Source organism: Williamsia phyllosphaerae, assembly GCF_014635305.1.
GTDB classification, from domain to species: Bacteria; Actinomycetota; Actinomycetes; order Mycobacteriales; family Mycobacteriaceae; genus Williamsia_A; species Williamsia_A phyllosphaerae.
Genome location: NZ_BMCS01000001.1, coordinates 1,406,996 through 1,427,943, shown reverse-complemented (window position 1 = coordinate 1,427,943; position 20,948 = coordinate 1,406,996). Strand labels below are relative to the sequence as shown.

Sequence of the window (20,948 nt, the reverse complement as noted above, 5' to 3'; positions counted from 1 at the left end):
CACTTCTGACTGATTCATCGTCAAGAGGGTTCAGTTCTGGAATCGGATTCACTCATGAAGGCACTACGATGACCGGGTGTCCGAGACCTCCGGCGGTAACCGGCTCGACCGCCGCAAGGCCCGTACCCGCTCGGCGCTGATCGACGCGGCCTGCCAGCTGTTGGCGACCCCGAAGGGCACCGAGGCGTCCATCTCCGACATCACCGACCTCGCCGACGTCGGCCTGGGGTCCTTCTACAACCACTTCACCAGCAAGTCCGAGCTGTTCGACGCGGCGATCGCGGAGATGCTGGAACTCCACGGCCGGCTGTTCGACGAGACCACCGCCGGACTGGCCGATCCGGCCGAGGTGTTCGCTGCCGGCGTACGGATGTCGGTGCGCCTGAGCGCAACCCACCCCAGGGTGGCCCAGACCATCAGCCAGGTCGGTTTCCAGTACCTCGACAGCGCCGACGGTCTCGCCCCTCGGGCCTATCGCGATCTCGCGGAGGCCACCGAATCGGGGCGACTCGACATCGACGATCTCGCCGCCGCCCTGTCCTACACCGCCGGGTCGTTGCTGGGTTGTCTGCACATGCTGGCGCGCGACCCGTCCCTCGACGCCGACTCGGTCGCAAACCATCTCGCAGCGAGCCTGCTGCGCATGTTCGGTCTGAGCAAGGAGGAGGCCACCGAGGTGTCCCGACGTCCACTGATCCAGCCGACTCTCGGATGACTGAGATCCCGCTCTGAGCGGGTCGGCATCGATGTATGGCCAACGCCCGCACGCTCAGTGCAGGATCTCAGCAGACCGACAGGTTCAGGACTCGGTCAGGGCCTTCTGGTAGCGCTGCATCCCGGAGATCCAGCGGCCGTAGTCGGATCCCTTGTGCTGATACATCTTCAGCACCTCGGGGTGCGGAAGGATCAGGAACCGTTCGTCACCCAGCGCCTCGATGACGACATCGGCCACATCGTCCGGTTCGAGCACGTTGCCGGCGCTCGTCACCGCGCTGGCGGCGACGGACGCCCCGTCACGGTCGGTCTCGAATCCGGCGTTGAGCAGTTCGGTGTTGACACCCATCGGGCAGAGGCAACTGACCGCGATGCCCTTGTCGCCGTAGGTGACCGACAGCCATTCGGCGAACCCGACGGCCGCGTGCTTGCTCACCGAGTAGGTGACCGACCCGATCTGCGTGAGCAGCCCCGCCGCCGAGGCGGTGGAGAGAAAGTATCCGCGTCCGCGCTCGACCCATCCGGGCACCAGCGCGCGGGCGGCGCGGACGTGCGCGAGCACATTGACGTCGAGCGCGGTCTGCCAGGCGGAGTCATCGGAATCGAGCCCCATGCCCGCGGTGGTTCCCGCATTGGCGACGTACAGGTCGACCGGTCCGAATTGTTCCTCCGCCGTCGCGATGATCCGGTCGATGACCGCGGGATCGGACACGTCGCCCGCGGCCGACGCCGCAATCGTCTTCGACGCGGAGGCGTTGATGGACTCCGCCACCGCTGCGACGCGGTCGGCGTTGAGGTCGGCGACGACCACCGACCCCCCGTGGGCGACGATCGCTCTCGCGATCGCGGCGCCGATACCGGCACCACCTCCGGTGACCACTGCGACCGTGCCTGCAATCTCCATCAGGCGATGCTAGCCATCAGCCGAGTCCGACCATCAGCGGATCTTGAAGATGACGATCCGTTGGACGGCGAAGTTGATGACGGTCGCGGTGCCCTGGGCGATGACGTAGGCGAACAGGCTGTACAGGATCTCTTCCGGCCAGACGTGTGACAGCGCCGAGTAGATACCGACCTGGACGGCGAAGGTCACGAGGTACAGCGCGATGACCGCGATGAAACGGGCGCGGCTCGGCTCGGCACGGAACGTCCACCGACGGTTGATGAGATACGCCGTCGTGGTGCCCGCGATGAAGCCGACGGTTTTGGCCAGCCAGTACGGCGCGCCGAGCACGTACTGCAACAGCAACGTGATGCCGAAGTCGAGCACACCCGACCCCGCACCGGTGACGACGAACCGGACCAGCTGCGTCTTGAGGTCGACGTCGGTCGACGCCTCTGCGTCGTCGAACGGCAGCTCGATCGGCATCGGCGCGTGCTGGGTTCGGAACTCGTCATGCGAGTGGTGTTCGCCCTCGGCGAGCTGGTCATCGGACACGCCGATCAGCCTAAACCTCGCCCGCGGACGGAAACCATTTCGCTGCGCTTCGGATTCGTGCCCGACGGTCCGCGGTCGGCCACTAGGGTCAGCAGCGTGAGTGTCAGGTCAGCTGTCGTCGGCAGCGTCATCGCCGTGTCCACCGTCGCCACCCTGCTCGTCGGCGGCATCCCGGCGGGCGCCGCACCACCCCGGCCCGCGGCCACCGAGACCCTGCCACCGACCGGGACCCCGAACTACTCCGGCCTCGACGCCCGCGGTTTCTCCGGGGAAATCCCCTCGCGTGCAGGCACGCTTGTCCGTCACACGACGCTCGACCCGGCGCTGTCGATCCCCGGTGCGGGACGCGCGTACCGGATTCTCTACTCGACGACCGACCAGCACGACCGACGCGCGGTCAGCACCGGTGCCGTGTTCCTCCCCCGTGGTGCGGCACCTGCCGGCGGGTGGCCGGTGCTCGCCTGGGCCCACGGCACCGTCGGCATCGGTGACACGTGCACGCCGTCGGCGCAGCCCCGCAGCACCCGCGACAGCGACTACCTCTCGCACTGGCTGCGCCGCGGATACGCCGTGGTCGCCACCGACTACGCCGGACTGGGCACCCCCGGTCTGATGAGTTACCTCAACGGGGTCGCCGAGGCGCACTCGATCGTGGACTCGGTCAAGGCGTTGACCCAGCTGGGCGAGCCGACCGCACGCCGCTGGGCCATCCTCGGCCAGTCCCAGGGCGCCGGCGCGGCGATGAACGCCGCTCGTCGGGCCACCGAGTTCTCCCGAGGGTGGCCGCTGGACTACCGCGGCGTCGTCGCGACCGGCACGCCCGCGAACATCGAGTCGGTCATCGTGCTGGGCGGACCGACCTTCCCGCCGGTGAAACTGCCGGTCGGGCTCACGACGTACACGACCTACATCCTCGCCGCGCTCCGCGAGGCGCGACCCGATCTCGACATCGACGGCATCCTCACGCCACGCGGACGCGCGGTCGCCGATCGCGCGGAGACGGTCTGCTACCCGGAACTGCGCACGGAGCTCGCGGATGCGGATGTGCGGTCGTTCTTCCGCCGCCCGGTGAACTCGATCCCCGGTGCGTACGAGGCGCTGCACCGGTTCATGGGCACCCCCGCGCAAGGGTACGACCGGCCGATCTTCCTCGGGCAGGGGCTGCTCGACACCGACGTCCCCGCACCGTCGGCGCTGTCGTTGGCCGCACAGCTGACCGCCAACCGCCAACCGGTCGAACTGCACGTCTACCCGACGTCGGACCATTCCGGCACGGTCTACGCCTCGCAACCGGATTCGACGCCGTTCCTGGCGCGGATACTGAAACGATGACCACCCTTCGACGTCGGATCGCCGCCGCGGTCGTCGCCCTCATGTCCGCGACCGTTGTCGCGACGACGGTCCCGGCAGGCCCGGCATCCGCGCTGACCCCCGAGCCCGCGCCGGACTGGTCCGGGCTCGACGTGCGGGACTACAGCGGCCCGATCCCGCAGCAGGCGGGCACGTTGATCACCACCCGGGCGATGGCCCCGAGCCTGTCGTTGCCGAACGCCGCGAGTGCGCACCGGATCCTGTACTCCACCACCAACCAGTTCGACCGACGTGCGGTGAGCACCGGCGCGGTCTTCATCCCACGCGGGACACCCCCGCGCGGTGGCTGGCCGATCATGGCGTGGGCGCACGGCACTGTCGGCATGGGTGACGACTGCGCGCCGTCGGCCCAGGTGCACGAGGCCGGCGAGGCCGCCTACCTCGGCCACTGGCTTGCTCGCGGGTACGCGGTCGTGGCGACCGACTACGTGGGTCAGGGAACTCCGGGGCTGCTGTCCTACCTCAACGGCGTCACCGCGGCCCATTCGGTGGCCGACTCAATGGTGGCCGCGCGGCAGATGTCGCTACCGCTCGCGCGGAAGTGGGTCGCGGTCGGGCACTCCCAGGGCGCGGGCGCGGCGCTGAGCACGGCGCGGTTCGCCCAACAGTTCACGGCCGGATCGGGCCTCGATTATCGAGGCGTGGTCGCCACCGGCGCACCGGCCAACATCGAGTCGGTCCTGCAGCTGGCCGGGCCGCAGTTCCCGCCGGTGATGCTGCCGCGCGCACTCAACGGCTACGCGCTCTACATCCTCGCGGGATTCCGCGACGCCCGACCCGACCTGCCGGTGAACGCGCTCCTCACCCCGTTGGGTCGCCGCCTCACCGACATCGCCGGCACGACCTGCGGCAAGCAGCTGCGGCCGTTCGCCCGCGGACTGGACCTCCGGAAGCTGTTCACCCGACCCATCGACACGATCCCCGGCATCTACACCGCGCTGCGGCGGTACCTCGGCACCCCGGACAGCGGCTACACGCGACCGGTGTTGCTGGGACAGGGCCTGCTCGACGTCAACGTGCCGGCCCCCGCGGCGCTGTCGTTGGCCGCGCAGATGACAGCCAACCGGCAACCACTGGAACTGCGCGTCTACCCCGGAGCCGACCACCCCGGCGTTCTCCGCGCGGTCCTGCCCGATGCGGATCGCTTTCTCGACCGGATCACCCGGTGACCGCGCGCTGACGTAGTTTGAATTCCATGCAACATGAAACCGTGCGCTACGACGTCACCGACGGGGTGGCGGTCCTGACGCTGAGCCGCCCAGATCAGTTGAATGCGTTCACCGTACAGATGGCCGACGACCTCGTCGCAGCCTTCGACGAGGCCTCGGCCGACTCGACGGTCGGCGCCATCGTGGTCACCGGTGAAGGACGTGCGTTCTGCGCGGGCATGGATCTGAGCAGTGAGGGCAACGTGTTCGGCCTCGACGAAACCCTCGAGCCCACCCTCACCGACCTCTACGAGCGATTCGACGATCCGGCGATCATCAGCGGCGTCCGTGACACCGGTGGCCGTGTCTCCCTCGCCATCTACCGCTGCCCGAAGCCGGTCATCGCAGCCATCAACGGTGCCGCCGTGGGCATCGGCGCGACGATGACCCTGCCGATGGACTTCCGGCTCGCGTCGGAGAAGGCGCGCATCGGCTTCGTGTTCGGCAAGCTCGGCATCGTGCCCGAGGCTGCGTCGAGCTGGTTCCTGCCCCGCGTCGTCGGGATGCAGAACGCCCTCGAACTCGTCTACTCCGCCGACATCATCGACGCCGCGACCGCCAAGGACATGGGACTGGTCCGCTCGGTGCATCCGCCCGAGGAGTTGCTCGACGCCGCCCTTGCACTCGCACACCGTTTCGTCGACGGACGCTCGCCGGTGGCCACCGCCCTGGCGCGCCACATGCTCTACCGCAACAGCGCATTCGCGTCGCCGGTCGATGCCCACCGCGTTGATTCGTTGGCGATGTACTACACCAGCATCGGTGACGGCAAGGAGGGTGTCGCGGCGTTCCTGGAAAAGCGGCCCGCCGAGTTCACGTCGACCGTCCCGGCCGATCTGCCCGATTTCCTCGACGAGACCGACGCCATCCGCTGAGCTGAGCGCGTCGCTCAGCCGACGCCCGCGAGCCGCACGGCCGCGTCGCGCGCGCTGCTCCACGGGTCGGCGCCGATCCCGATGCCGTGTGCCACCAGGGCTCCCTCGTGCAATGCCATGACGGCCTCGATCACGCCCTCATCGGTGATGCCGCCGACGGCCAGGATCTGCCGGAAGAAGTCCAGGGTCTCGCGCTTCTGGTCGGCGATCAGCACCGCCACCGGGTGCGTCGCGTCGCTGAACTCGGCGTGCGCGTTGATCGAACCGCACCCTTTGCCGCCGTCGGTGTCCGACCAGGTGGCCGACGCGTCGAACGCCGCCCGTAACCGCTCCGCGCATCCCGGACCCGCGGCCTCGACGGCGCCGTCGCGTCGACCACGCCACCGTTGGTCGCGGTCCCGCAGATAGGTCAGGACCAGCCCGTCCTTCGATCCGAACCTCTCGTAGAGCGTCTTCTTCGTCACCCCTGCGTCGTGCGCGATCGTGTCCACGCCGACGGCGTGAATCCCCCTTTCGTAGAACAACTTCGAGGCGAACTCGAGGATGCGCCGGGCTTTCGGGGTCAGCTCGATGTCGGTGTCGGTGGCCATGGACGTCGAGTATACCGATCTGTATAGTCGCCGTCATGACTAAACAGATCGGTATACCCGCTGGCGTACGTGCGCACCCCGCCGTGACCGTCGGCCTGTCCGCCCTGTTCGTCGCGTGTTGGAGCTCGGGGTTCATCGGCGCCAAGCTCGGAGCGGGAGACGCCGAGGTCACCACTGTGTTGATGTGGCGGTTCCTACCCCTGGCCCTGGTGCTGCTGCCCATCGCCTGGTGGTCGGCCCGCCGCCGCGCCACGATGCCCACCTCCCGCACCCTGGCCCGGCAGGCGGTCATCGGCGTGCTGTCGCAGAGCGGGTATCTGCTCACCGTCTACTGGGCCATCGGGATCGGGGTGAACACCGGGACCACCGCCCTTGTCGACGGCATCCAGCCGTTGGTGGCCGCAGCCCTGATCGGGCCGCTGCTCGGCGTCGCCGTCTCCGGCCGCCAGTGGATCGGACTGCTCCTCGGGCTCGGCGGGGTCGCCATCGTCACCGCGGCCGACGCCGGGTCGAACGCCCTCGCGCCGTGGTGGTCATACACGATCCCGTTCGTCGGGATGCTCAGCCTGGTCGCGGCCACCTTCGTCGAACAACGTGGCTCCGCGGCGGTGTCACCGCTGCAGGGCCTGGCCGTCCACTGCTCCACGAGCGCGATCGTCTTCACGCTGCTCGCCCTGGCCACCGGCCACGCCACGCCCCCCGATGATTTCGCGTTCTGGCGGGCGATGGTCTGGCTCGTCGTGCTGTCGACGTTCGGGGGCTACGGGCTGTACTGGATCCTGTTGCGCAGGGTCGGGGTGACTCGCGTCAACACGCTGATGTTCCTCATCGCCCCGGTGACCGCGGTCTGGGGAGCGCTGATGTTCGGCGAATCCTTCACCGTCGTCACCGCTGCGGGACTGGCAATCGGGATCGCCGCCGTCACGGTGGTGACGGCGACGCCCGGGGACGGTCCGGTCAGACCGAGCGGTGCGGGGCGCGCAACCCGAGGACCTCGAGCAGCTGCGGGCGTCGCAGGATCATCGCGATCCACAGCGCCACACCGAAATACACCGCGAACAGTGTCGTGCTGACCAGCGGCGCATCGTTGTTCCAGTTCGCACTCACCGCGCCGCCCAGGTAGGCGGTCAGACCGATCGCGCCGAGGACGGCGGTCCGCGGGATGGCCCACACGATCACGCACAGCGCGAGCACGATGGCCATGACGGTCGCCTGGGTCATGGTGAACCCGAGCTTCTCCGTCCCCTCGACGACACTCTCGGGCTGGAACAGCTTGCCGAGGATGTCGAAAAGCAGGAAGGCGCCGATCAGGACGCTGAGGACCACTCCTGCGAGGCGGGTGCGCGAGCGCGTGCCGGACGATGTCGCTGCGGGGGAGGTGGAGACGGTGGCGGTCATGGTGGCTCCTGGGGATGAGTTCGGGTGCTGCTGTCGTACGGGTAGACACCGGCCACCGGGAAAACTCATCGTGAGCCGCTCAGCCGGCGTCGAACCCCCGACGACGGCGTTCGATCTCCGCGGTCCGACGCTGCTGCTCGGCCCGTTCACGGCACTGTCGGAGGAAGGCCGCGTCGGCGACCGGGTCCGCGGGCACGAACCGACCCTTGCGGTCGTATTCGGGGAAGGCCTCGATCACGCGGTCCGATGTGGTCGGCCGTGGTCGGCGACGACGGCGACGCCCGATGGTCAGCCACGCGAGCAGCCCGACGCCCGGCAGTGCCACGACCACCAGGAACCAGGCCCACTGCGGGAGCCCGCGGATGTACACCGAGTCGCGCCCGAGCACATCGATGGCCCCGATCAGCGCCAACAGGATGAGCACACCCGCTATCGCCGCCGAGTACGGCAGCGCCGGAGAACCGATCATCATCACGTAGTCCACGACCCCGCCGACCCACCTCTCTGCCCATGGCGTCGATCAGGATCCCACAGCCGACCGCCGACGACCAGAGAGCTTTCAGACGACAGCAAACCGCGCGCGGCCGATCGTTCATCGCCCCCGGCCGGGGTCGGCGAGGTCACCGGTCGCGGTGATCGCACCCCATGTGGCGCAGGACGTCCGGGGTGAGGGACGCGATGTCGGTGTGCCCGGACAGGCCGAGGGTGAGATCGAGTTCGGCGATGATGTTGGCGACCGCGTCACGCGCGCCGTCGCGGCCGTTGATCGCGAGGCCGTACATGTGCGGACGTCCGATGCAGACCGCGTCCGCACCCAATGCCAGGGCCGTGAACGCGTCCGAGCCGGTGTAGATCCCGGAGTCGATGAGAACCTTCGCCCGTCCGCCGACCGCCTCGACGACGTCGGGCAGAGCGTCGAGCGACGAGATCGAACCGTCGACCTGCCGGCCACCGTGATTCGACACGATGATCCCGTCGATGCCGAGGTCGACGGCCTGCCGGGCGTCGTCGGGATGCAGGATGCCCTTGAGGACGACCGGAAGACTGGTCCGCTTCTGCAACCCGGCGATGTCGTCCCAACTCAGCGAGGGCCGGGAGTAGATGTCGAGGAAGGTCTGCACCGACTGCTTCGGCACCGGCGACCGCAGGTTCGACAGGAACGAACCCGGGAGGTGCCGAGCCATCGAGAACAGTGCCGACACCGCCGCCCGGGTGATCTCCACCTTCGGTCCGGCGTCAGCCGACGGGTTGGCGATCCGCTCGGCCACGATCTCCCGGAACCGTGGGTCCGAGGTGTACTGCGCGATGCCCTCGGCGCGGGCGAACGGCAGTGATCCGATGTTGAGGTCCTGCGGACGCCACCCCAGCATCGTGGTGTCGAGGGTGACGACGATGGCCTGGGCGCCCATCGTCTCGGCGCGGTGGACGAGGCTGTCGACGAGCGCGTCGTCGGTGGACCAGTAGAGCTGGAACCACCGCGGGGCGCCGGGGACCACGGCCTCCATCGCGGCGGCGACGTCCTCCATCGGGTTACAGCCCTGGTTGGAGAAGATGTACGGGACACCGAGATCGGCTGCGGCGCGGCCGATGTGCAGATCGGAGTCGGAATGGGCGAGCTCACCGGCACCCACCGGGGAGAAGAGGATCGGTGCCGGGAGCGTCGTCCCGAACAGGTCGATCGACAGGTCGCGTCGCGACACGTCGCGCAGGACCCGGGGCACGATGGCCCAGCGGTCGAAGGCCGCCCGGTTGGCCCGCATCGTCGCGCCCTCGCCGGCACCGCCCGCGATGTAGGCCCACCCACGGGGACCCATCGCCTTCTTCGCGCGACGTTCGAGTTCGGCGAAGTCGGCGGGCACCGACGGGTGGTGGCCGAACACGCCTGCGGAGTAGATGGCGTTCTGGCGGGCGCGACCTGGCGCGGCAGCGGGCTGGGTCATCGGGGTCCTCTCACGGAATCTGCGACCTCCTGGAGTTTGGCGACGTAGTCGCGCAGTGCGGAGGCCTCCTTGTGGGCCATGTTGTCATTGGTCGCATAGAGCCCCGCCGCTCCGTCGACGGACTCGCGCAGGATGTCCATCTGGCCGACGTGTCGCGCGGTCTCGCCGAGCATGTGGACCAGGATCTGCCCGAGCGTCACGTCGCGGCGATCGTCCGGCCACCAGGGCACCACCCCCGGTGTCGCGAGGTCGGAGGCGTCGAAAGTCTCCTGCGCGTGGGCCCACGCCCCACGATAGAGACCGACGATGTCGTCGACCGATTCGTCTGCGGTGGCCCACATGTCGGCGTTGTCGGACCACTCGCCCTCGAGCCAGGGCGTCGCGATCTCGGGTGGGCGACCGAACGTGTCACCGAAATAGCCGTACTCGACGACTGCGAGGTGTTTGACGACGCCCAGCAGGTTCAGTCCGGTCGGTGTCAGTGGACGCCGGAGGTCGTGTTCGTCGACGCCGTCGATCTTCCACAGTGCGGCGTCCCGGTTGAACTGCAGGCGTGCGAGAAGGAAGTCCTTGAGGTCCGCGGCATCATCGGTGGCCATGGAGAACGACAGTAGCCGCCGGTCCGGTCATCGTGAGCTGACCTGGTTCAGGACGTCGGCAAGGCTCTCCGTGAAGGCCGCGGGTGAGCAGAAACGATCGACGTAAGCCAACCCGCCGTCCCGGATCACCTCCCACGCGGCCGGATCGGAGTACAGACGCGCGCAGGCCTGCGCGAAGCCATCCGCGTCGTCCGCACTCGCCATCGTCGAGTCGTCCGCCCGGAGCTGCACGGCGAGTAGCCGCGTCACGACCGACGGCACCCCTTCGCTCATCGCCCCGATGACCTTCAGCGGGATACCTGCCGCAAATCGTGTGGGGGCCACGAACACCCGACAACTGTCGTACAGCGGTTCCAGGTCCTCGACGACTCCCTCGAACACGACGCGGTCGGACTCCAGCGCCCGTACCTCCGCCGAATCCACGAGGCCCGCGATCCGGAGTCGGTGATCCGACCCGATCAGGAGGTCGAGCCGCGGCATCACCTCGGTCACGAAATACCGGACGGAGTCGACGTTCGGCGATTCCGAGGGGTCGCCGACAAGCGGGCCGACGAACAGGAGGTCGCGGCGCTCGGCGAACCCGGGCGCCCCGACACGGACGGTCTCGGCGTGGGGCACCACGAAGGTGGGGACGCCGAGGCGGGTGCGGAGCAGGTCGGCGTCGGCGGGTCCGACCGTGGTGACGGCGTCTGCGCCGCGCACCGCGTCCAGCTCCTCCGAGAGTTCACGCTCGAACGCGTCGTCGGACATCGCAGGCGGGTACAGCGCCCGGCGGATCTTCTCACGCAGTACGACAACAGTTTCCGCGTCGTAGATGACGGCCGGCCGAGCGGAACTGTCCCGCGGCCGCCACCGGATGCCCATGAACTTTTTCATGGTCGTCGGCCTGCTGACGAACAGCACGTCGAACGCGTCGCCGTCCCGCCAGAGGAGTCGGCGCAACCCTCGCACACCCTGTCCCTTGTGGAATCGGACGGCTCCGTCGAACAGGGAGGTCACCCGCGCCCGCTCGGCCGGCGTCGACGTCATGGGATAGAGGTCGACCTGATGGCCGGAGTCCACCAGGGTCCGCACGATCTCGTGAGCACGCGGGAACCCTGCGCCGAACAGGGGGTCGGGCACCAACTCGTCGATGACCAGGATCCTCGGTCGGGCGTCTGGATCCCGGGTGCGTCCGCGGCGCGGCACCATCGCGCACCGCACACGCGTGAACAGGTCCATGACCACATCGACCCACATCTGCCTCTCCTTCGCCGATCGAACCTATCGACTCAGGCCCTATTGTGACGCCGTGAGCCCCACCACGCGACCCTCCGCCATCGCGTTCGCGGCGCTGCTCGGCGCGCTGTCGGGATCCGTTGACGTCCTCGTGTTCACCCGTCTCGGCGAGGTGTTCGCCAGCGTCATCACCGGCAACGTCGTGGTCGTCGGTGTGGCCATCGGGGGCGGTCACCTCGGCGTGATGTCGCACGCGGCGATCTCCGTGGGGTGTTACGCGATCGGGGTCGTCGTCGCGACGCTGATGACCCGTCGGGACGACGAACATCCGGTGCACGGTGCCGCGAACCCGGTCATCGCCGTCTACGGGATCGAGTTCGCGCTGCTGTGTGGCCTGGGCGCGATCTGGGTGGCGACCGACGGCCGGCCGACAGGGATCGCCCAGTTCGTTGCGCTCGCACTGACCGCGGCGGCGATGGGCATGCAGAGCAGGGCGTTCGCGATGTACCGGCTGCCGGGCGTCACCACGACCTATTTCACGGGCACACTCACCAATCTGTTGACCGGACTCGTGACCGATTCGACGGTGAACCGCGCGGCCGCCGTCGCGCTCATGTCGTTGCTGGTGGGAGCGGCCGCGTCAGGAGCGCTGGTGTCGGTGCTCCCGATCGCGGCGCCCGCGCTTCCCCTGGGTCTGCTCGCCGCGGCGCTGGCGATGATCGCCGTCCGCCGGTACCGCCACACCACCTGACGCCACCGTGTCGGGCCGTGGCCGTCGTGTCGGGGTCAGAGAAGCCCGCGTTCGTAGGCGACGCGGACCGCCGCGGCCCGATCACGAACGCCCAGCTTCGAATAGATGTGCAGCAGATGCGTCTTGACGGTGGCCTCGCTGATGACCAGCCCCTTCGCGACCGTGCGGTTGGTGCCGCCGTCGGCGATCCGCGCGAGCACCTCGATCTCACGGTTGGTCAGCTCCTCCAGATGACGACGCGCCATGAGGCTCTGCGCCGCACTCGACGCCAGCACACTCCGTCCCGCCGCGACATCGATGATCGCCGCGATCAACTCCTCCCGACTCAACGCCTTCAGCAGGTAGCCGTCGGCGCCCGCGTCTATCGCCGAGGCGATGTCCCGGTCGGTGTCGTATGTCGTCAGCACGAGGATCCTGGGTCGCCGCTGATCACGTTGTCGCAGAGCTCGGATGGCCGGCACACCGTCGCCGTCGGGCATGCGCAGGTCCATCAGCACGACATCGGGGTCCAGGCGCGCCACGAGCGCCTCGGCCTGCGGCCCCGAGGACGCCTCCGCCACCACCGTCACCCCGTCGTCGGTGGCCAACATCCCGGTGACCCCGTCACGGACGATCGGGTGGTCGTCGGCGATCACCACGGTGATCGCGACGTTGACCGGAGAACCGGCAACGGTCACGCCGGCACCACCGCACTGACCAGACATCCGGCGCCCGGTCCGGCCGAGATGTCAACCGTGCCACCGGACGCGGACACCCGTTCGCGCATACCCCGCAGTCCGTTGCCCTCGTGGAGACCCACCGGGTCGAAGCCCCGGCCGTCGTCTTTGATGTCGAGCAAAACCCCCTCCTCCACGTAGGACAGGCAGACGCCCACCGAGGTCGCGTCAGCGTGCCGGGACACGTTCGACAAGGCCTCCTGGCAGATCCTCAGCAGGTTCTGGTCGTCGTCGGTGGGTATCGGATCTCCGTCGATGTCGATACGGGCACGCAGGTGATGCACTGTCGCCCAGGCGTTCACGAGCTCGGTGAGCGCCAATGGAAGGGGCTGCGAGTCGAGCATGGGCGATCGCAGCGCGTACACCGCCCGACGGGCCTCCCCGAGCCCCGAACGGGCCAGCGTCTTCGCGGTCTCGACCCGCCCGGCCCAGTCGGCGTCGCCGTCGATGGCCTCGAGCTGGCTGACGATCGCGACGAGGTCCTGGGCGACCGTGTCGTGGATCTCGCGGGAGAGTCGAGCGCGTTCCTCGAGTACACCCTGCTCGCGTGCACGTTCGAGAAGCTGCTCGTGCAGAACGACATTGCGCTGCTGAGCCTCCTCGAGCGCCGCGACCGCGGCCTCACGCTCGGCGACCTCGCGGTCCCGTCGGGCGCCCACCCAGCTGAACAGGACCACCAGGCCGGTGTTGATACCGACGAGCACGATCAGGGCCGGCCAGGCGTGCGGGATCTGGGTGAAGCCACCGATCTGCGACACCGCGGCCAGAACGGCGTTGGCACTCATCGCCGTCCACAGCGCGATGCCCGAGAACATCATCAACGCGGTCATGTATCCCATGAAGGCGTAGATGCCGAAGAACGGGCTCGCCCAGATCAGGGCCGCGGTCACCGCGAACTGCGCGACGAAGATCAGACAGCGCGCGGGCATCGACAGCGTCGGGCGTCGGATCCAGGTGCACTGCAGCGCGAACGCCCCGGCCGACACCGCGATGAGGAGTCCCGGTGACCAGTTGCCCGATGTCGAACCGGTCAGCACGCTGATGAGCAGTGACGCGAGGATCAGACCACCGGGGACGACGACGAGCAGCCCGGGCGCGATGTCGAAACGGTCCCAGTTCAGGGGCTGTGGCGGGTGTGCGTCGTGCTCACGCATGCGCTGATCCTCCCACGGATCGTCGGTGTCGTCGGGGCTTCGTCGTCGCGTCATTCCCATCGGAAGATGCGCACCGACACCGCCGCGAGAACGACCATCCACACCGCGAGCACCCCGAGATGGAGCAACTGTGGCCACGCGCCGTCGACCCCGTCGGTCAGCGCTCCCACCGCGGCGCCGGTGGGGGTGGCGTCGGAGATCCCGCGCAGCCATCCCGGCATCGTGGCCCGTGGAATCCACAGTCCGGCAAAGAACTGCAGGACGAAGAACAGCACCGTGCCCACCGCGCCCGCGACCTTGCTGTTGCGGAATGCGCTGGCCAGGACCATTCCGATCGCCAGCATCGCGCCGGTCGAGAAGACGAACGCGATCGCGAACCCGACGATGTCGCGGGGCAGCGGGGCACCGAACGCGGCGGGCACGAACACCATGACCGCTGCGACCACGATCTCGACGGCCACCGCGAGGATCACCTGCGCCGCGAGCAGTGCAGTCGGCGAGGCCGGCGTGGTGCGCAGACGTTTGAGGATGCCCATCTCGCGGTAGCGGGTGAGGACATCGGGCAGGATCTGCACGCTCAGCAGAACCGCCGAGAACATGATCAGGATCGGTTGGTACACCGCGAACCAGCTCAGCCCGTCCAGTCCGTCGCGCGGTTCGCGGGTCGCAGGTAGGGCACCCAGGACGATCGATGCGATCACCGGTATCGCGGCGACCCACGCGATCAACGCCGGGTTGCGCAGCATCAGCCGCGACTCGGAGACCAGGAGGCCACGAAGCCCCCTGGGCATCGCGCTCCGCGAGGCGTGCGGGCGCGGTGCGGTGGTCAGTGTGGTGGTGGTGCTCATCGATTCACCTTTCCGGAAGACACGAGGGACACGAATGCGTCGTCGAGGCTGGGCCGGTCGACGCGCAGGTGCGCGGCGGTGGCGCCCTGCGCACCGAGTTCGACGATCACCTCGGCGACGACGTCGTCCCCGCCGCTGACGTGGAGTTGCTCGCCGCGCTGGTCGACCTCCCCGACCGAGGGGAGCGTCCGGAGGCGGCCGAGATCGACCGGCACCGACGGGGTGAAGACCATCACCTGGACCCCGGCCCGGTCCGCGAGCTCGTTCGGCGTCCCGATGGCAGCCACCCGACCGTTGTCGATCACCGCCACGCGGTCGCAGAGTCGCTGCGCTTCCTCCATGAAGTGCGACACCAGCAGCAGCGTCACGCCGGTGGAACGCAGGTCTTCGAGAAGCCCCCACACGTCGCGGCGGGCCTGCGGATCCAGACCTGTCGTCAGCTCGTCGAGGATGGCGACCCTCGGCCTGCCGATCAGCGCCAACGCCACCGACAGCCGCTGCTTCTGACCGCCGGACAGTTTGCCGTACTGCATACGGGCGTGGGCGGCGAGTCCGAGTCGCTCGGCGAGTTCGCCGGCATCCGCCGGATCGTCGTGGAACGACGCGAACAGCGCGAGTGCCTCGCCAACGCGGATCTTGTCCGGCAGCGTCGACTCCTGCAGTTGGACGCCCAGCACCTCCCGCAGACCGACGGAGTCGGACGCCGGATCGAATCCGGCGACGTCGATGACGCCGCCGTCCCGAGACCGGAGACCGCCGATGCACTCGACGGTCGTGGTCTTCCCGGCACCGTTGGGTCCGAGGATCCCGAAGATCTCGCCCTCGTCGACGGTGAAGCCGACATCGGCGACACCACGGCCGCCCGGATACGCCTTGCTCAATTGCTCGACTCGAATGATTGACATGCATCCACCGTCGTCGAGCGGGACGGCGGCGGCATCCACCGGTCGGCTACGCCGCCATCAACCGATCGGTGGACTCGCGCGGTGTCCAGGCACCGCCGGGGTCAGTCCCGCCGCAGGTAGAAGTAGTAGTGATGGTCGCGGACGAGGCTGCTCTTGCCGTTCATGATCCCCATGACGGTCTGCTCGTCCACGCGCTTGAAGTGGTCGATCACGGGCTGGCCGTCGTAGACCATCGACGCGGTCACCTCACCCCGGAACTCGACCGGCCACAGACTCGCCTCGCCCTTGCCCAGATCGATGTTCGAGAAGAGCTCACCGGTGTCGTCACGGCAGATGAGCGGCTTGACGTCGGTGACCGAATCGAAGGTCTTGCCGTACCAGCGGGCCTTCTCGAGCGCCCCGTCCATCGCGTGGCCGGACGGGAGCTCACCTCCCCGCCATGCCCCGAGCATCTCCTCGACCGCCACCGTCGGCAGCGGCGCCCAGATCTCGTCGAGCAGGTCGGTGGTGCTCACCTCGCCGGATGCTGCGATGGCGTTGAACTTCTCGACTGCGGCGGTGACGTCCATGCCCACACAGTAGGACGCGCGTCACATCGGACGGAAGACCCGGACAACGGCCCTCGACGCCATTCGTAATTGTGTACACATTGCAGAACGTGAATTGAATTCGAAGCAGAGCATCAACAATTGCGTGAATAGACATCGCAATACATGTCGGCCCCGCGAATAATGTCCGTTAATCGGACATGGTGAGAGATCACAGATCGCGGCCGTCCCCGAGCACTCATCGGTGAAATACGACGCCGCAGCGGGCTTTTGCGACGGTGCAGGGTATCGTCGGCCCCAGCGGTGTCGGGGGCCGCATCAACGGGGATATCGACTCGTCACCACATGTATTCGGGTCGATCATCAATTCATCGCACGACTGACGGACATTCTTCTGCGCGCGCGGAGGAAGAAGACGGGTGGGGCCGAGTTGTCGAACACAGACGATTTCGCCGCGGGCAAGAACGGTATGACGCAGATACTGGACGACCCCTCCGGCGTGGTGCCGGTGTTCCAACCGGTGGTCGAACTGAGCGGTCGACGCATCATCGGTTTCGAGGCTCTCGCGCGCTGGCCCGAGTTCCCCGGCATCAACCCCGCCGACGCCTTCGATCGGGCCCGCCGTGAGGGCTCACTTCCCGGACTCGACTGGTGGTGTCGCCGCCGCGCCGTCGAGGTCACCCGCGCCCGCCGGATGGACCCGTCGCGGTACCTCTTCATCAATGTCGAGCCGCACTCGATGTCGACTCCCCCACCGTGGGGCTCGGCCGACGACCTGCTGCGCGAGGTGCTCGACGACGACACCGAGATCATCCTCGAACTGACCGAGCGCACCCTGCTGTCGGATCCGCCCGCCATGCTCGCGACGGTGGCGTGGGCGCGCCGCAATTCCTTCGGCATCGCACTCGACGACGTCGGATCCCGCCCCGAATGCATCGCATTGCTCGACGTGATCGCTCCCGATGTCGTGAAACTCGATCGCGACATCACCCAGATGACCGACGTCTCGGTCGAGTCCGCCACCGTCATCAGTGCGACCGCCGACTACGCCCGCCGCCACGGGGCCACGGTCCTCGCCGAGGGGATCGAGCAGGACTTCGACGCGACCTGCGCCGATCACATGGGTGCGACGCTGGGTCAGGGCTTCCTCTACGGGCGGCCCGGCCCCCTACCGGATCTCGCACCGCTGGCCGGCCCACGTCCCGAGCTGATCTCGGCCGAGCGCGGCAGCATTCGGGCTTTGGGCGACATCCTCGCGGCGAGCCCGACCACCGTCGGGCCGCTCGCCGACGTCATCGCGATGTGCGAGCTGATCGAGAACAGCGCCGCCACCGACTACGCACCCGGATGTGTCGTCGCCGCGCTCCGAGGTCCGCGCCACGTCGGCGCCGACCTCGGCGTGCGATACCGGGCCATGGCCGGGCGTCACCACCTGGTCGGCCTGTCCGGCTCCGGCCTGGGAGACCGCCCGATCCCCGGCGTCTACGGTCCGACGACGCCGACCGGCTCCGGCGACGGGGTGTTCGCGGTGGCCGCGATCGGCGCCGACTACGCGATCGCGGTCCTCGGGCGCGGAGTCGGTGCCCCGGTCGACCCGACCGACAGCTATCGCTGGTCGGTCACCACCGACCGCGCCGTGGTCGCCGACATCGCGCGGTCGATCGCCACGGAGCTGTCGCGGGTCTGATCACCACACCGAGACGATCAGGCTCACACCGACCGTCAGCATGATCGCGGCGACCACCCCGTCGAGGATCCGCCAGGCGCGCGGACGAGCGAACAGGGGCGCCAGCTTGACCGCGGCCAGGGCCAAGGCGGCGAACCAGACGACGCTGGCGATGCAGGCACCGAGCGCGAACTGCCACTTGCCCTCCGGCCCATGACTGTTCGCGATGGCTCCCAGCGTCAGCACCGTGTCGAGGTAGACGTGTGGGTTGAGCCAGGTCAGAGCCAACGCGGTGCCGATCGTCGCCCACCGACCACCGATGCCGCCGGTGGTGATGGTCATCGCCGACGGCGCCAGACTGCGCCGCGCCGCCATCAGCCCGAGAACGATGACGTAGCCGCCGCCGACCACCGTCGCCACCGTGACCAGCATCGGGTGCCCGGACACCAGAGCGCCGAGACCGGCGACGCCGGCGGTGATCAGGATCAGGTCGGACACCGTGCAGACGGCCAGCACCGACACGACGTGACGACGGGCCACACCGGTGCGCAGGACGAGGACATTCTGTGGCCCGATGGCGATGATCAGGGCGGCTCCGGTCATCAGACCGGCCGCGGCGGTGAGCAGTGCGTTCATGTCGGTAACGGTAAGAGGCCTTCGCTGATGAATCCAGCGAATGTTTTTCACGATTGATTAGGATGTCTGTTCATGGCGATCAACAGCGACGGTCTGGCGACACTGGCGGCGGTGGTGCGAGGCGGGACGTTCGAGGCCGCAGCCCGGTCGCTGCACATCACGCCGTCGGCGGTCAGTCAACGGATCAAGGCGCTGGAGACATCCGTGGGACGAGTGCTGGTACAGCGAACCAAGCCGGCGGTGGCCACCGCAGACGGTGAGGTGTTGCTACGCCTGGCCAAGCAGTGGGATCTGTTGACCACCAGCGCCTTCGCCGAGCTGACCGGTGAGGACGACGGTGCGCACGCCGACCCACGTGACCGCCCGCGCGTCCACCTCCCGATCGCGAGCAATGCCGACTCCCTCGCGATCTGGTTGCTACCGGTCATCGTCGCGATGCAGGAACGTTTCGCCGTGGCGGTCGAGGTGCTCCGCGACGACGAGAGCCACAACACCGAGTTCCTGCGAACGGGGGCGGTGTTGGGCGCGTTGACCTCCGACCCGCACACGGTCCGAGGTTGCACGACCCGGCGACTCGGGGCGACCCGGTATCTGGCCGTCGCGAACACCGAGTTCGCGGCACACTGGTTCCCGAACGGCCTGCACTCACGCGATCTCGGCCGCGCACCCATGGTCGCCTTCGACCGGAAGGACACCATCATGGCGGCGCTGATCCGGCGCCACACCCGCGCCGCGATCTCCCCGCCGACGACGTACATCCCGTCGTCGACCGAGTACCACCGCGCGGTCGAACTGGGAGCCGGATGGGGCACCGTACCGCAGGCACAGATCGCCGACGCCCTGGCGGCGGGCACGGTGACGCAACTGTCCGACCACCACGTCGACATCGAACTGTTTTGGCAGCACTGGACGTTGAACTCGCCGCTGATCGACGAGCTGACCGCGCTCATCGTCGCCGCGGCCGTCGACTACCTGGTCTGAGCGGGCAGTGGGTCGGATTCGACGGTCTCGTTGCTCAGCGGATTCTCGATCTCGTCCCGATCCAGCCGCGCCCACACGAAGGCGATCACCGCCAGCGGTACCGGAACGAGTCCACCGATGAGGAAGGTCGCGGTCAGACCGATCGTGGCCGCCACGGGCGCCGCCACCGCCATGGAGATGGGCATGAACGCGATCGAGACGAAGAAGTCCAGGCTCGCCACCCGCCCGAGCATCTCCGGTGGGACACGTCGTTGCAGGAGCGTCCCCCAGATGACCATCGGGCAGTCGAGCGCGAGACCCATCACGAAACCGGCGATCACGAACGCGAGCAGTCGATCCCCGAACGCGAACACCACCATCGGCAGACTGCTGACACCCCAGATCGCGAACATCACACTGAGGTAGCGCCGCGGCATGGGCAGCGACGCCATCAGCAACGATCCTACTGCTCCGCCGAATCCGAACGCCGCCAACACCATCGCGTGCGATCCGGCGTCGCCACCGAACCGATCCCGCATCGCGAAGGGAACCAGGACCTCGATGGGACCCATCGTCATCATCACCAGGATCGAGGCGAACAACAGAGTCGAGAGCAACCACGGCGTGCGCCACATGTACGCGAAACCCGCGGCGATGTCGGACAGCGCGGACCGTACCGGGTGGGGTCCCGCCGCGTCGGTCTGGACGACCCGTCGCGGGGGAACGCGCCGCATGAACACGTAGAGCACCGCTGAACCCGCACTCGCACAGGCCGAGCCGATGATCGCCAGCGCCGGGGAGGAGACCGCGATCAGACCGCCGGCCATCGCCGGGCCCGCCGCACTGAGGATCACCGGCCGAAGGGTTCCCTCGATCCCGTTGGCCGCCATCAGCTCTCCCGGGGGCACCAGCGCGGGTAACAGCGCCGAGTACGCGGGGTAGTAGATGCCGGTGGTGACGCCGCCGATCAACGCGACCGCCATCAGCATCGGCAGGTCGAGCACACCGGCGGCGGCCAGCACACCCACCACACCGATCGCCGTCAGCTTGATCAGCTCCAACGCGATCAGGATCGTGCGTTGCGACATCCGGTCGGCCAACACCCCGCCGAACAGCGTGGATGCCACCATCCCGACCGCGGCGACGCCGGTGACGAGCGACAGCTGGACCGGGCCACCCCCCATGGCGATCACCTGCCAGACGACGCCCACCGTCCAGATGCCGTCGGCGAACATCGCCAACACCAGACCCATGGCGAGGAAGCGGTACTGGGTGCGCGCGAACGGCGCCAGGGCCCGCGGGTAGCGCGTCGCCCTGGCGCTCGTCTTCGTCTCGGACGGGGCGCTCACGGGTCCAGCATGCCCGATTCGACAGCTGGTCAGCGACCGGATTTCTCCCCTACCGAGGTGGTCC

The 20,948-nt window shown here is 68.4% G+C and carries 23 protein-coding genes; 8 read left to right on the top strand and 15 right to left on the bottom strand.

Translation table 11 applies throughout. The features are described from left to right. Window positions 1–76 precede the first annotated feature (76 nt). Window positions 77–715, top strand: a complete 639-nt coding sequence (locus tag IEV93_RS06660; protein ID WP_188488081.1) for a TetR/AcrR family transcriptional regulator — start codon at window positions 77–79, stop codon at window positions 713–715. A gap of 84 nt (window positions 716–799) precedes the next feature. Here the strand turns inward: IEV93_RS06660 and IEV93_RS06655 are convergent, their stop codons facing one another. Both IEV93_RS06655 and IEV93_RS06650 read right to left on the bottom strand, forming a co-directional pair. Beyond that, window positions 800–1,618 carry an SDR family oxidoreductase gene (locus IEV93_RS06655; RefSeq protein ID WP_188488079.1) on the bottom strand — a complete coding sequence of 273 codons (819 nt, stop codon included), beginning with the start codon at window positions 1,616–1,618 and terminating at the stop codon, window positions 800–802. Window positions 1,619–1,651: 33 nt separating this feature from the next. Next, a complete protein-coding gene (locus tag IEV93_RS06650) occupies window positions 1,652–2,083 on the bottom strand; it encodes a GtrA family protein (protein WP_188490420.1) in 432 nt (143 codons plus the stop codon). A gap of 165 nt (window positions 2,084–2,248) precedes the next feature. Here IEV93_RS06650 and IEV93_RS06645 point away from each other — a divergent pair, with 165 nt between their 5' ends. Genes IEV93_RS06645 through IEV93_RS06635 form a run of 3 tightly spaced genes read left to right on the top strand, consistent with a single transcriptional unit; the run spans window position 2,249 to window position 5,606 of the window. Beyond that, window positions 2,249–3,484 carry an alpha/beta hydrolase family protein gene (locus tag IEV93_RS06645; RefSeq protein ID WP_229704934.1) on the top strand — a complete coding sequence of 412 codons (1,236 nt, stop codon included), beginning with the start codon at window positions 2,249–2,251 and terminating at the stop codon, window positions 3,482–3,484. Continuing rightward, window positions 3,481–4,692 carry an alpha/beta hydrolase family protein gene (locus IEV93_RS06640; RefSeq protein WP_188488075.1) on the top strand — a complete coding sequence of 404 codons (1,212 nt, stop codon included), beginning with the start codon at window positions 3,481–3,483 and terminating at the stop codon, window positions 4,690–4,692. Before IEV93_RS06645 ends, IEV93_RS06640 begins: the two co-directional genes overlap by 4 nt. Window positions 4,693–4,718: 26 nt before the next feature. Then, a complete protein-coding gene (locus tag IEV93_RS06635; RefSeq protein WP_188488073.1) occupies window positions 4,719–5,606 on the top strand; it encodes a crotonase/enoyl-CoA hydratase family protein in 888 nt (295 codons plus the stop codon). A 14-nt stretch (window positions 5,607–5,620) separates the two neighbouring features. Here the strand turns inward: IEV93_RS06635 and IEV93_RS06630 are convergent, their stop codons facing one another. Next, complete coding sequence (locus IEV93_RS06630; RefSeq protein ID WP_188488071.1) at window positions 5,621–6,196, bottom strand: TetR/AcrR family transcriptional regulator; 576 nt, start codon at window positions 6,194–6,196, stop codon at window positions 5,621–5,623. Window positions 6,197–6,231: 35 nt separating this feature from the next. On the opposite strand from IEV93_RS06630, the gene IEV93_RS06625 reads away from it, so the two are divergent. Next, window positions 6,232–7,269 (top strand): DMT family transporter, encoded by a 1,038-nt coding sequence (locus IEV93_RS06625; protein ID WP_188488069.1) that lies wholly within the window; start codon window positions 6,232–6,234, stop codon window positions 7,267–7,269. On the opposite strand, the gene IEV93_RS06620 is transcribed toward IEV93_RS06625, so the two are convergent. The 5 genes from IEV93_RS06620 to IEV93_RS06600 all read right to left on the bottom strand — a co-directional run bounded on the left by IEV93_RS06620 (window position 7,154) and on the right by IEV93_RS06600 (window position 11,372). Then, window positions 7,154–7,594: a DoxX family protein gene (locus IEV93_RS06620; protein ID WP_188488067.1), complete on the bottom strand. Its 441-nt coding sequence runs from the start codon at window positions 7,592–7,594 to the stop codon at window positions 7,154–7,156. The two genes, IEV93_RS06625 and IEV93_RS06620, sit on opposite strands and share 116 nt — an antisense overlap. Before the next feature lie 79 nt (window positions 7,595–7,673). After that, on the bottom strand, window positions 7,674–8,066 hold the full coding sequence (locus IEV93_RS06615; protein ID WP_229704933.1) for a PLD nuclease N-terminal domain-containing protein: 393 nt from the start codon (window positions 8,064–8,066) through the stop codon (window positions 7,674–7,676). Window positions 8,067–8,214: 148 nt separating this feature from the next. Continuing rightward, on the bottom strand, window positions 8,215–9,534 hold the full coding sequence (locus IEV93_RS06610) for an alpha-hydroxy-acid oxidizing protein (protein WP_188488065.1): 1,320 nt from the start codon (window positions 9,532–9,534) through the stop codon (window positions 8,215–8,217). Beyond that, a complete protein-coding gene (locus tag IEV93_RS06605; RefSeq protein WP_188488063.1) occupies window positions 9,531–10,133 on the bottom strand; it encodes a DinB family protein in 603 nt (200 codons plus the stop codon). Before IEV93_RS06605 ends, IEV93_RS06610 begins: the two co-directional genes overlap by 4 nt. Window positions 10,134–10,160: 27 nt before the next feature. Beyond that, entirely contained in the window at window positions 10,161–11,372 is a 1,212-nt protein-coding gene (locus IEV93_RS06600; RefSeq protein ID WP_188488062.1) for a glycosyltransferase, read from the bottom strand. Window positions 11,373–11,424: 52 nt separating this feature from the next. Between IEV93_RS06600 and IEV93_RS06595 the strand changes: the two genes are divergently transcribed. Further along, the gene (locus tag IEV93_RS06595) at window positions 11,425–12,102 is read left to right on the top strand and encodes a DUF1275 family protein (RefSeq protein ID WP_188488060.1); all 678 of its coding nucleotides are present in this window, start codon (window positions 11,425–11,427) and stop codon (window positions 12,100–12,102) included. 35 nt (window positions 12,103–12,137) lie between these two features. Here the strand turns inward: IEV93_RS06595 and IEV93_RS06590 are convergent, their stop codons facing one another. From IEV93_RS06590 to IEV93_RS06570, 5 genes are all read right to left on the bottom strand, one after another. Then, window positions 12,138–12,779: a response regulator gene (locus tag IEV93_RS06590; protein ID WP_268237458.1), complete on the bottom strand. Its 642-nt coding sequence runs from the start codon at window positions 12,777–12,779 to the stop codon at window positions 12,138–12,140. Beyond that, entirely contained in the window at window positions 12,776–13,972 is a 1,197-nt protein-coding gene (locus IEV93_RS06585; protein ID WP_188488056.1) for a sensor histidine kinase, read from the bottom strand. The genes IEV93_RS06590 and IEV93_RS06585 overlap by 4 nt, the downstream gene beginning before the upstream one ends. Before the next feature lie 50 nt (window positions 13,973–14,022). Beyond that, a complete protein-coding gene (locus IEV93_RS06580) occupies window positions 14,023–14,820 on the bottom strand; it encodes an ABC transporter permease (RefSeq protein WP_229704932.1) in 798 nt (265 codons plus the stop codon). Beyond that, window positions 14,817–15,725, bottom strand: coding sequence for an ABC transporter ATP-binding protein (locus tag IEV93_RS06575; protein ID WP_188488054.1), 909 nt, complete (start codon window positions 15,723–15,725; stop codon window positions 14,817–14,819). The genes IEV93_RS06580 and IEV93_RS06575 overlap by 4 nt, the downstream gene beginning before the upstream one ends. Window positions 15,726–15,826: 101 nt before the next feature. Further along, window positions 15,827–16,294, bottom strand: a complete 468-nt coding sequence (locus IEV93_RS06570; protein WP_188488052.1) for a DUF4334 domain-containing protein — start codon at window positions 16,292–16,294, stop codon at window positions 15,827–15,829. Window positions 16,295–16,703: 409 nt separating this feature from the next. Here IEV93_RS06570 and IEV93_RS06565 point away from each other — a divergent pair, with 409 nt between their 5' ends. Then, window positions 16,704–17,960, top strand: coding sequence for an EAL domain-containing protein (locus IEV93_RS06565; RefSeq protein WP_188488050.1), 1,257 nt, complete (start codon window positions 16,704–16,706; stop codon window positions 17,958–17,960). On the opposite strand, the gene IEV93_RS06560 is transcribed toward IEV93_RS06565, so the two are convergent. Next, window positions 17,961–18,575 carry a LysE/ArgO family amino acid transporter gene (locus IEV93_RS06560; RefSeq protein WP_188488048.1) on the bottom strand — a complete coding sequence of 205 codons (615 nt, stop codon included), beginning with the start codon at window positions 18,573–18,575 and terminating at the stop codon, window positions 17,961–17,963. A gap of 72 nt (window positions 18,576–18,647) precedes the next feature. Between IEV93_RS06560 and IEV93_RS06555 the strand changes: the two genes are divergently transcribed. Next, window positions 18,648–19,556: a LysR family transcriptional regulator ArgP gene (locus IEV93_RS06555; protein ID WP_188488046.1), complete on the top strand. Its 909-nt coding sequence runs from the start codon at window positions 18,648–18,650 to the stop codon at window positions 19,554–19,556. Here the strand turns inward: IEV93_RS06555 and IEV93_RS06550 are convergent. Continuing rightward, window positions 19,544–20,884, bottom strand: coding sequence for an MFS transporter (locus IEV93_RS06550; protein ID WP_229704931.1), 1,341 nt, complete (start codon window positions 20,882–20,884; stop codon window positions 19,544–19,546). The two genes, IEV93_RS06555 and IEV93_RS06550, sit on opposite strands and share 13 nt — an antisense overlap. Window positions 20,885–20,948 lie beyond the last annotated feature (64 nt).

Excerpts from the sequence above, each read along its gene's own strand:
- IEV93_RS06630 (WP_188488071.1), bottom strand. The coding sequence starts at position 6,196 with ATGGCCACCGACACCGACATCGAGCTGACCCCGAAAGCCCGGCGCATC.
- IEV93_RS06555 (WP_188488046.1), top strand. The coding sequence starts at position 18,648 with ATGGCGATCAACAGCGACGGTCTGGCGACACTGGCGGCGGTGGTGCGA.
- IEV93_RS06655 (WP_188488079.1), bottom strand. The coding sequence starts at position 1,618 with ATGGAGATTGCAGGCACGGTCGCAGTGGTCACCGGAGGTGGTGCCGGT.
- IEV93_RS06650 (WP_188490420.1), bottom strand. The coding sequence starts at position 2,083 with ATGCCGATCGAGCTGCCGTTCGACGACGCAGAGGCGTCGACCGACGTC.
- IEV93_RS06610 (WP_188488065.1), bottom strand. The coding sequence starts at position 9,534 with ATGACCCAGCCCGCTGCCGCGCCAGGTCGCGCCCGCCAGAACGCCATC.
- IEV93_RS06620 (WP_188488067.1), bottom strand. The coding sequence starts at position 7,594 with ATGACCGCCACCGTCTCCACCTCCCCCGCAGCGACATCGTCCGGCACG.
- IEV93_RS06615 (WP_229704933.1), bottom strand. The coding sequence starts at position 8,066 with ATGATGATCGGTTCTCCGGCGCTGCCGTACTCGGCGGCGATAGCGGGT.
- IEV93_RS06625 (WP_188488069.1), top strand. The coding sequence starts at position 6,232 with ATGACTAAACAGATCGGTATACCCGCTGGCGTACGTGCGCACCCCGCC.
- IEV93_RS06605 (WP_188488063.1), bottom strand. The coding sequence starts at position 10,133 with ATGGCCACCGATGATGCCGCGGACCTCAAGGACTTCCTTCTCGCACGC.
- IEV93_RS06570 (WP_188488052.1), bottom strand. The coding sequence starts at position 16,294 with ATGGACGTCACCGCCGCAGTCGAGAAGTTCAACGCCATCGCAGCATCC.
- IEV93_RS06560 (WP_188488048.1), bottom strand. The coding sequence starts at position 18,575 with ATGAACGCACTGCTCACCGCCGCGGCCGGTCTGATGACCGGAGCCGCC.
- IEV93_RS06600 (WP_188488062.1), bottom strand. The coding sequence starts at position 11,372 with ATGTGGGTCGATGTGGTCATGGACCTGTTCACGCGTGTGCGGTGCGCG.
- IEV93_RS06640 (WP_188488075.1), top strand. The coding sequence starts at position 3,481 with ATGACCACCCTTCGACGTCGGATCGCCGCCGCGGTCGTCGCCCTCATG.
- IEV93_RS06635 (WP_188488073.1), top strand. The coding sequence starts at position 4,719 with ATGCAACATGAAACCGTGCGCTACGACGTCACCGACGGGGTGGCGGTC.
- IEV93_RS06575 (WP_188488054.1), bottom strand. The coding sequence starts at position 15,725 with ATGTCAATCATTCGAGTCGAGCAATTGAGCAAGGCGTATCCGGGCGGC.
- IEV93_RS06580 (WP_229704932.1), bottom strand. The coding sequence starts at position 14,820 with ATGAGCACCACCACCACACTGACCACCGCACCGCGCCCGCACGCCTCG.
- IEV93_RS06585 (WP_188488056.1), bottom strand. The coding sequence starts at position 13,972 with ATGCGTGAGCACGACGCACACCCGCCACAGCCCCTGAACTGGGACCGT.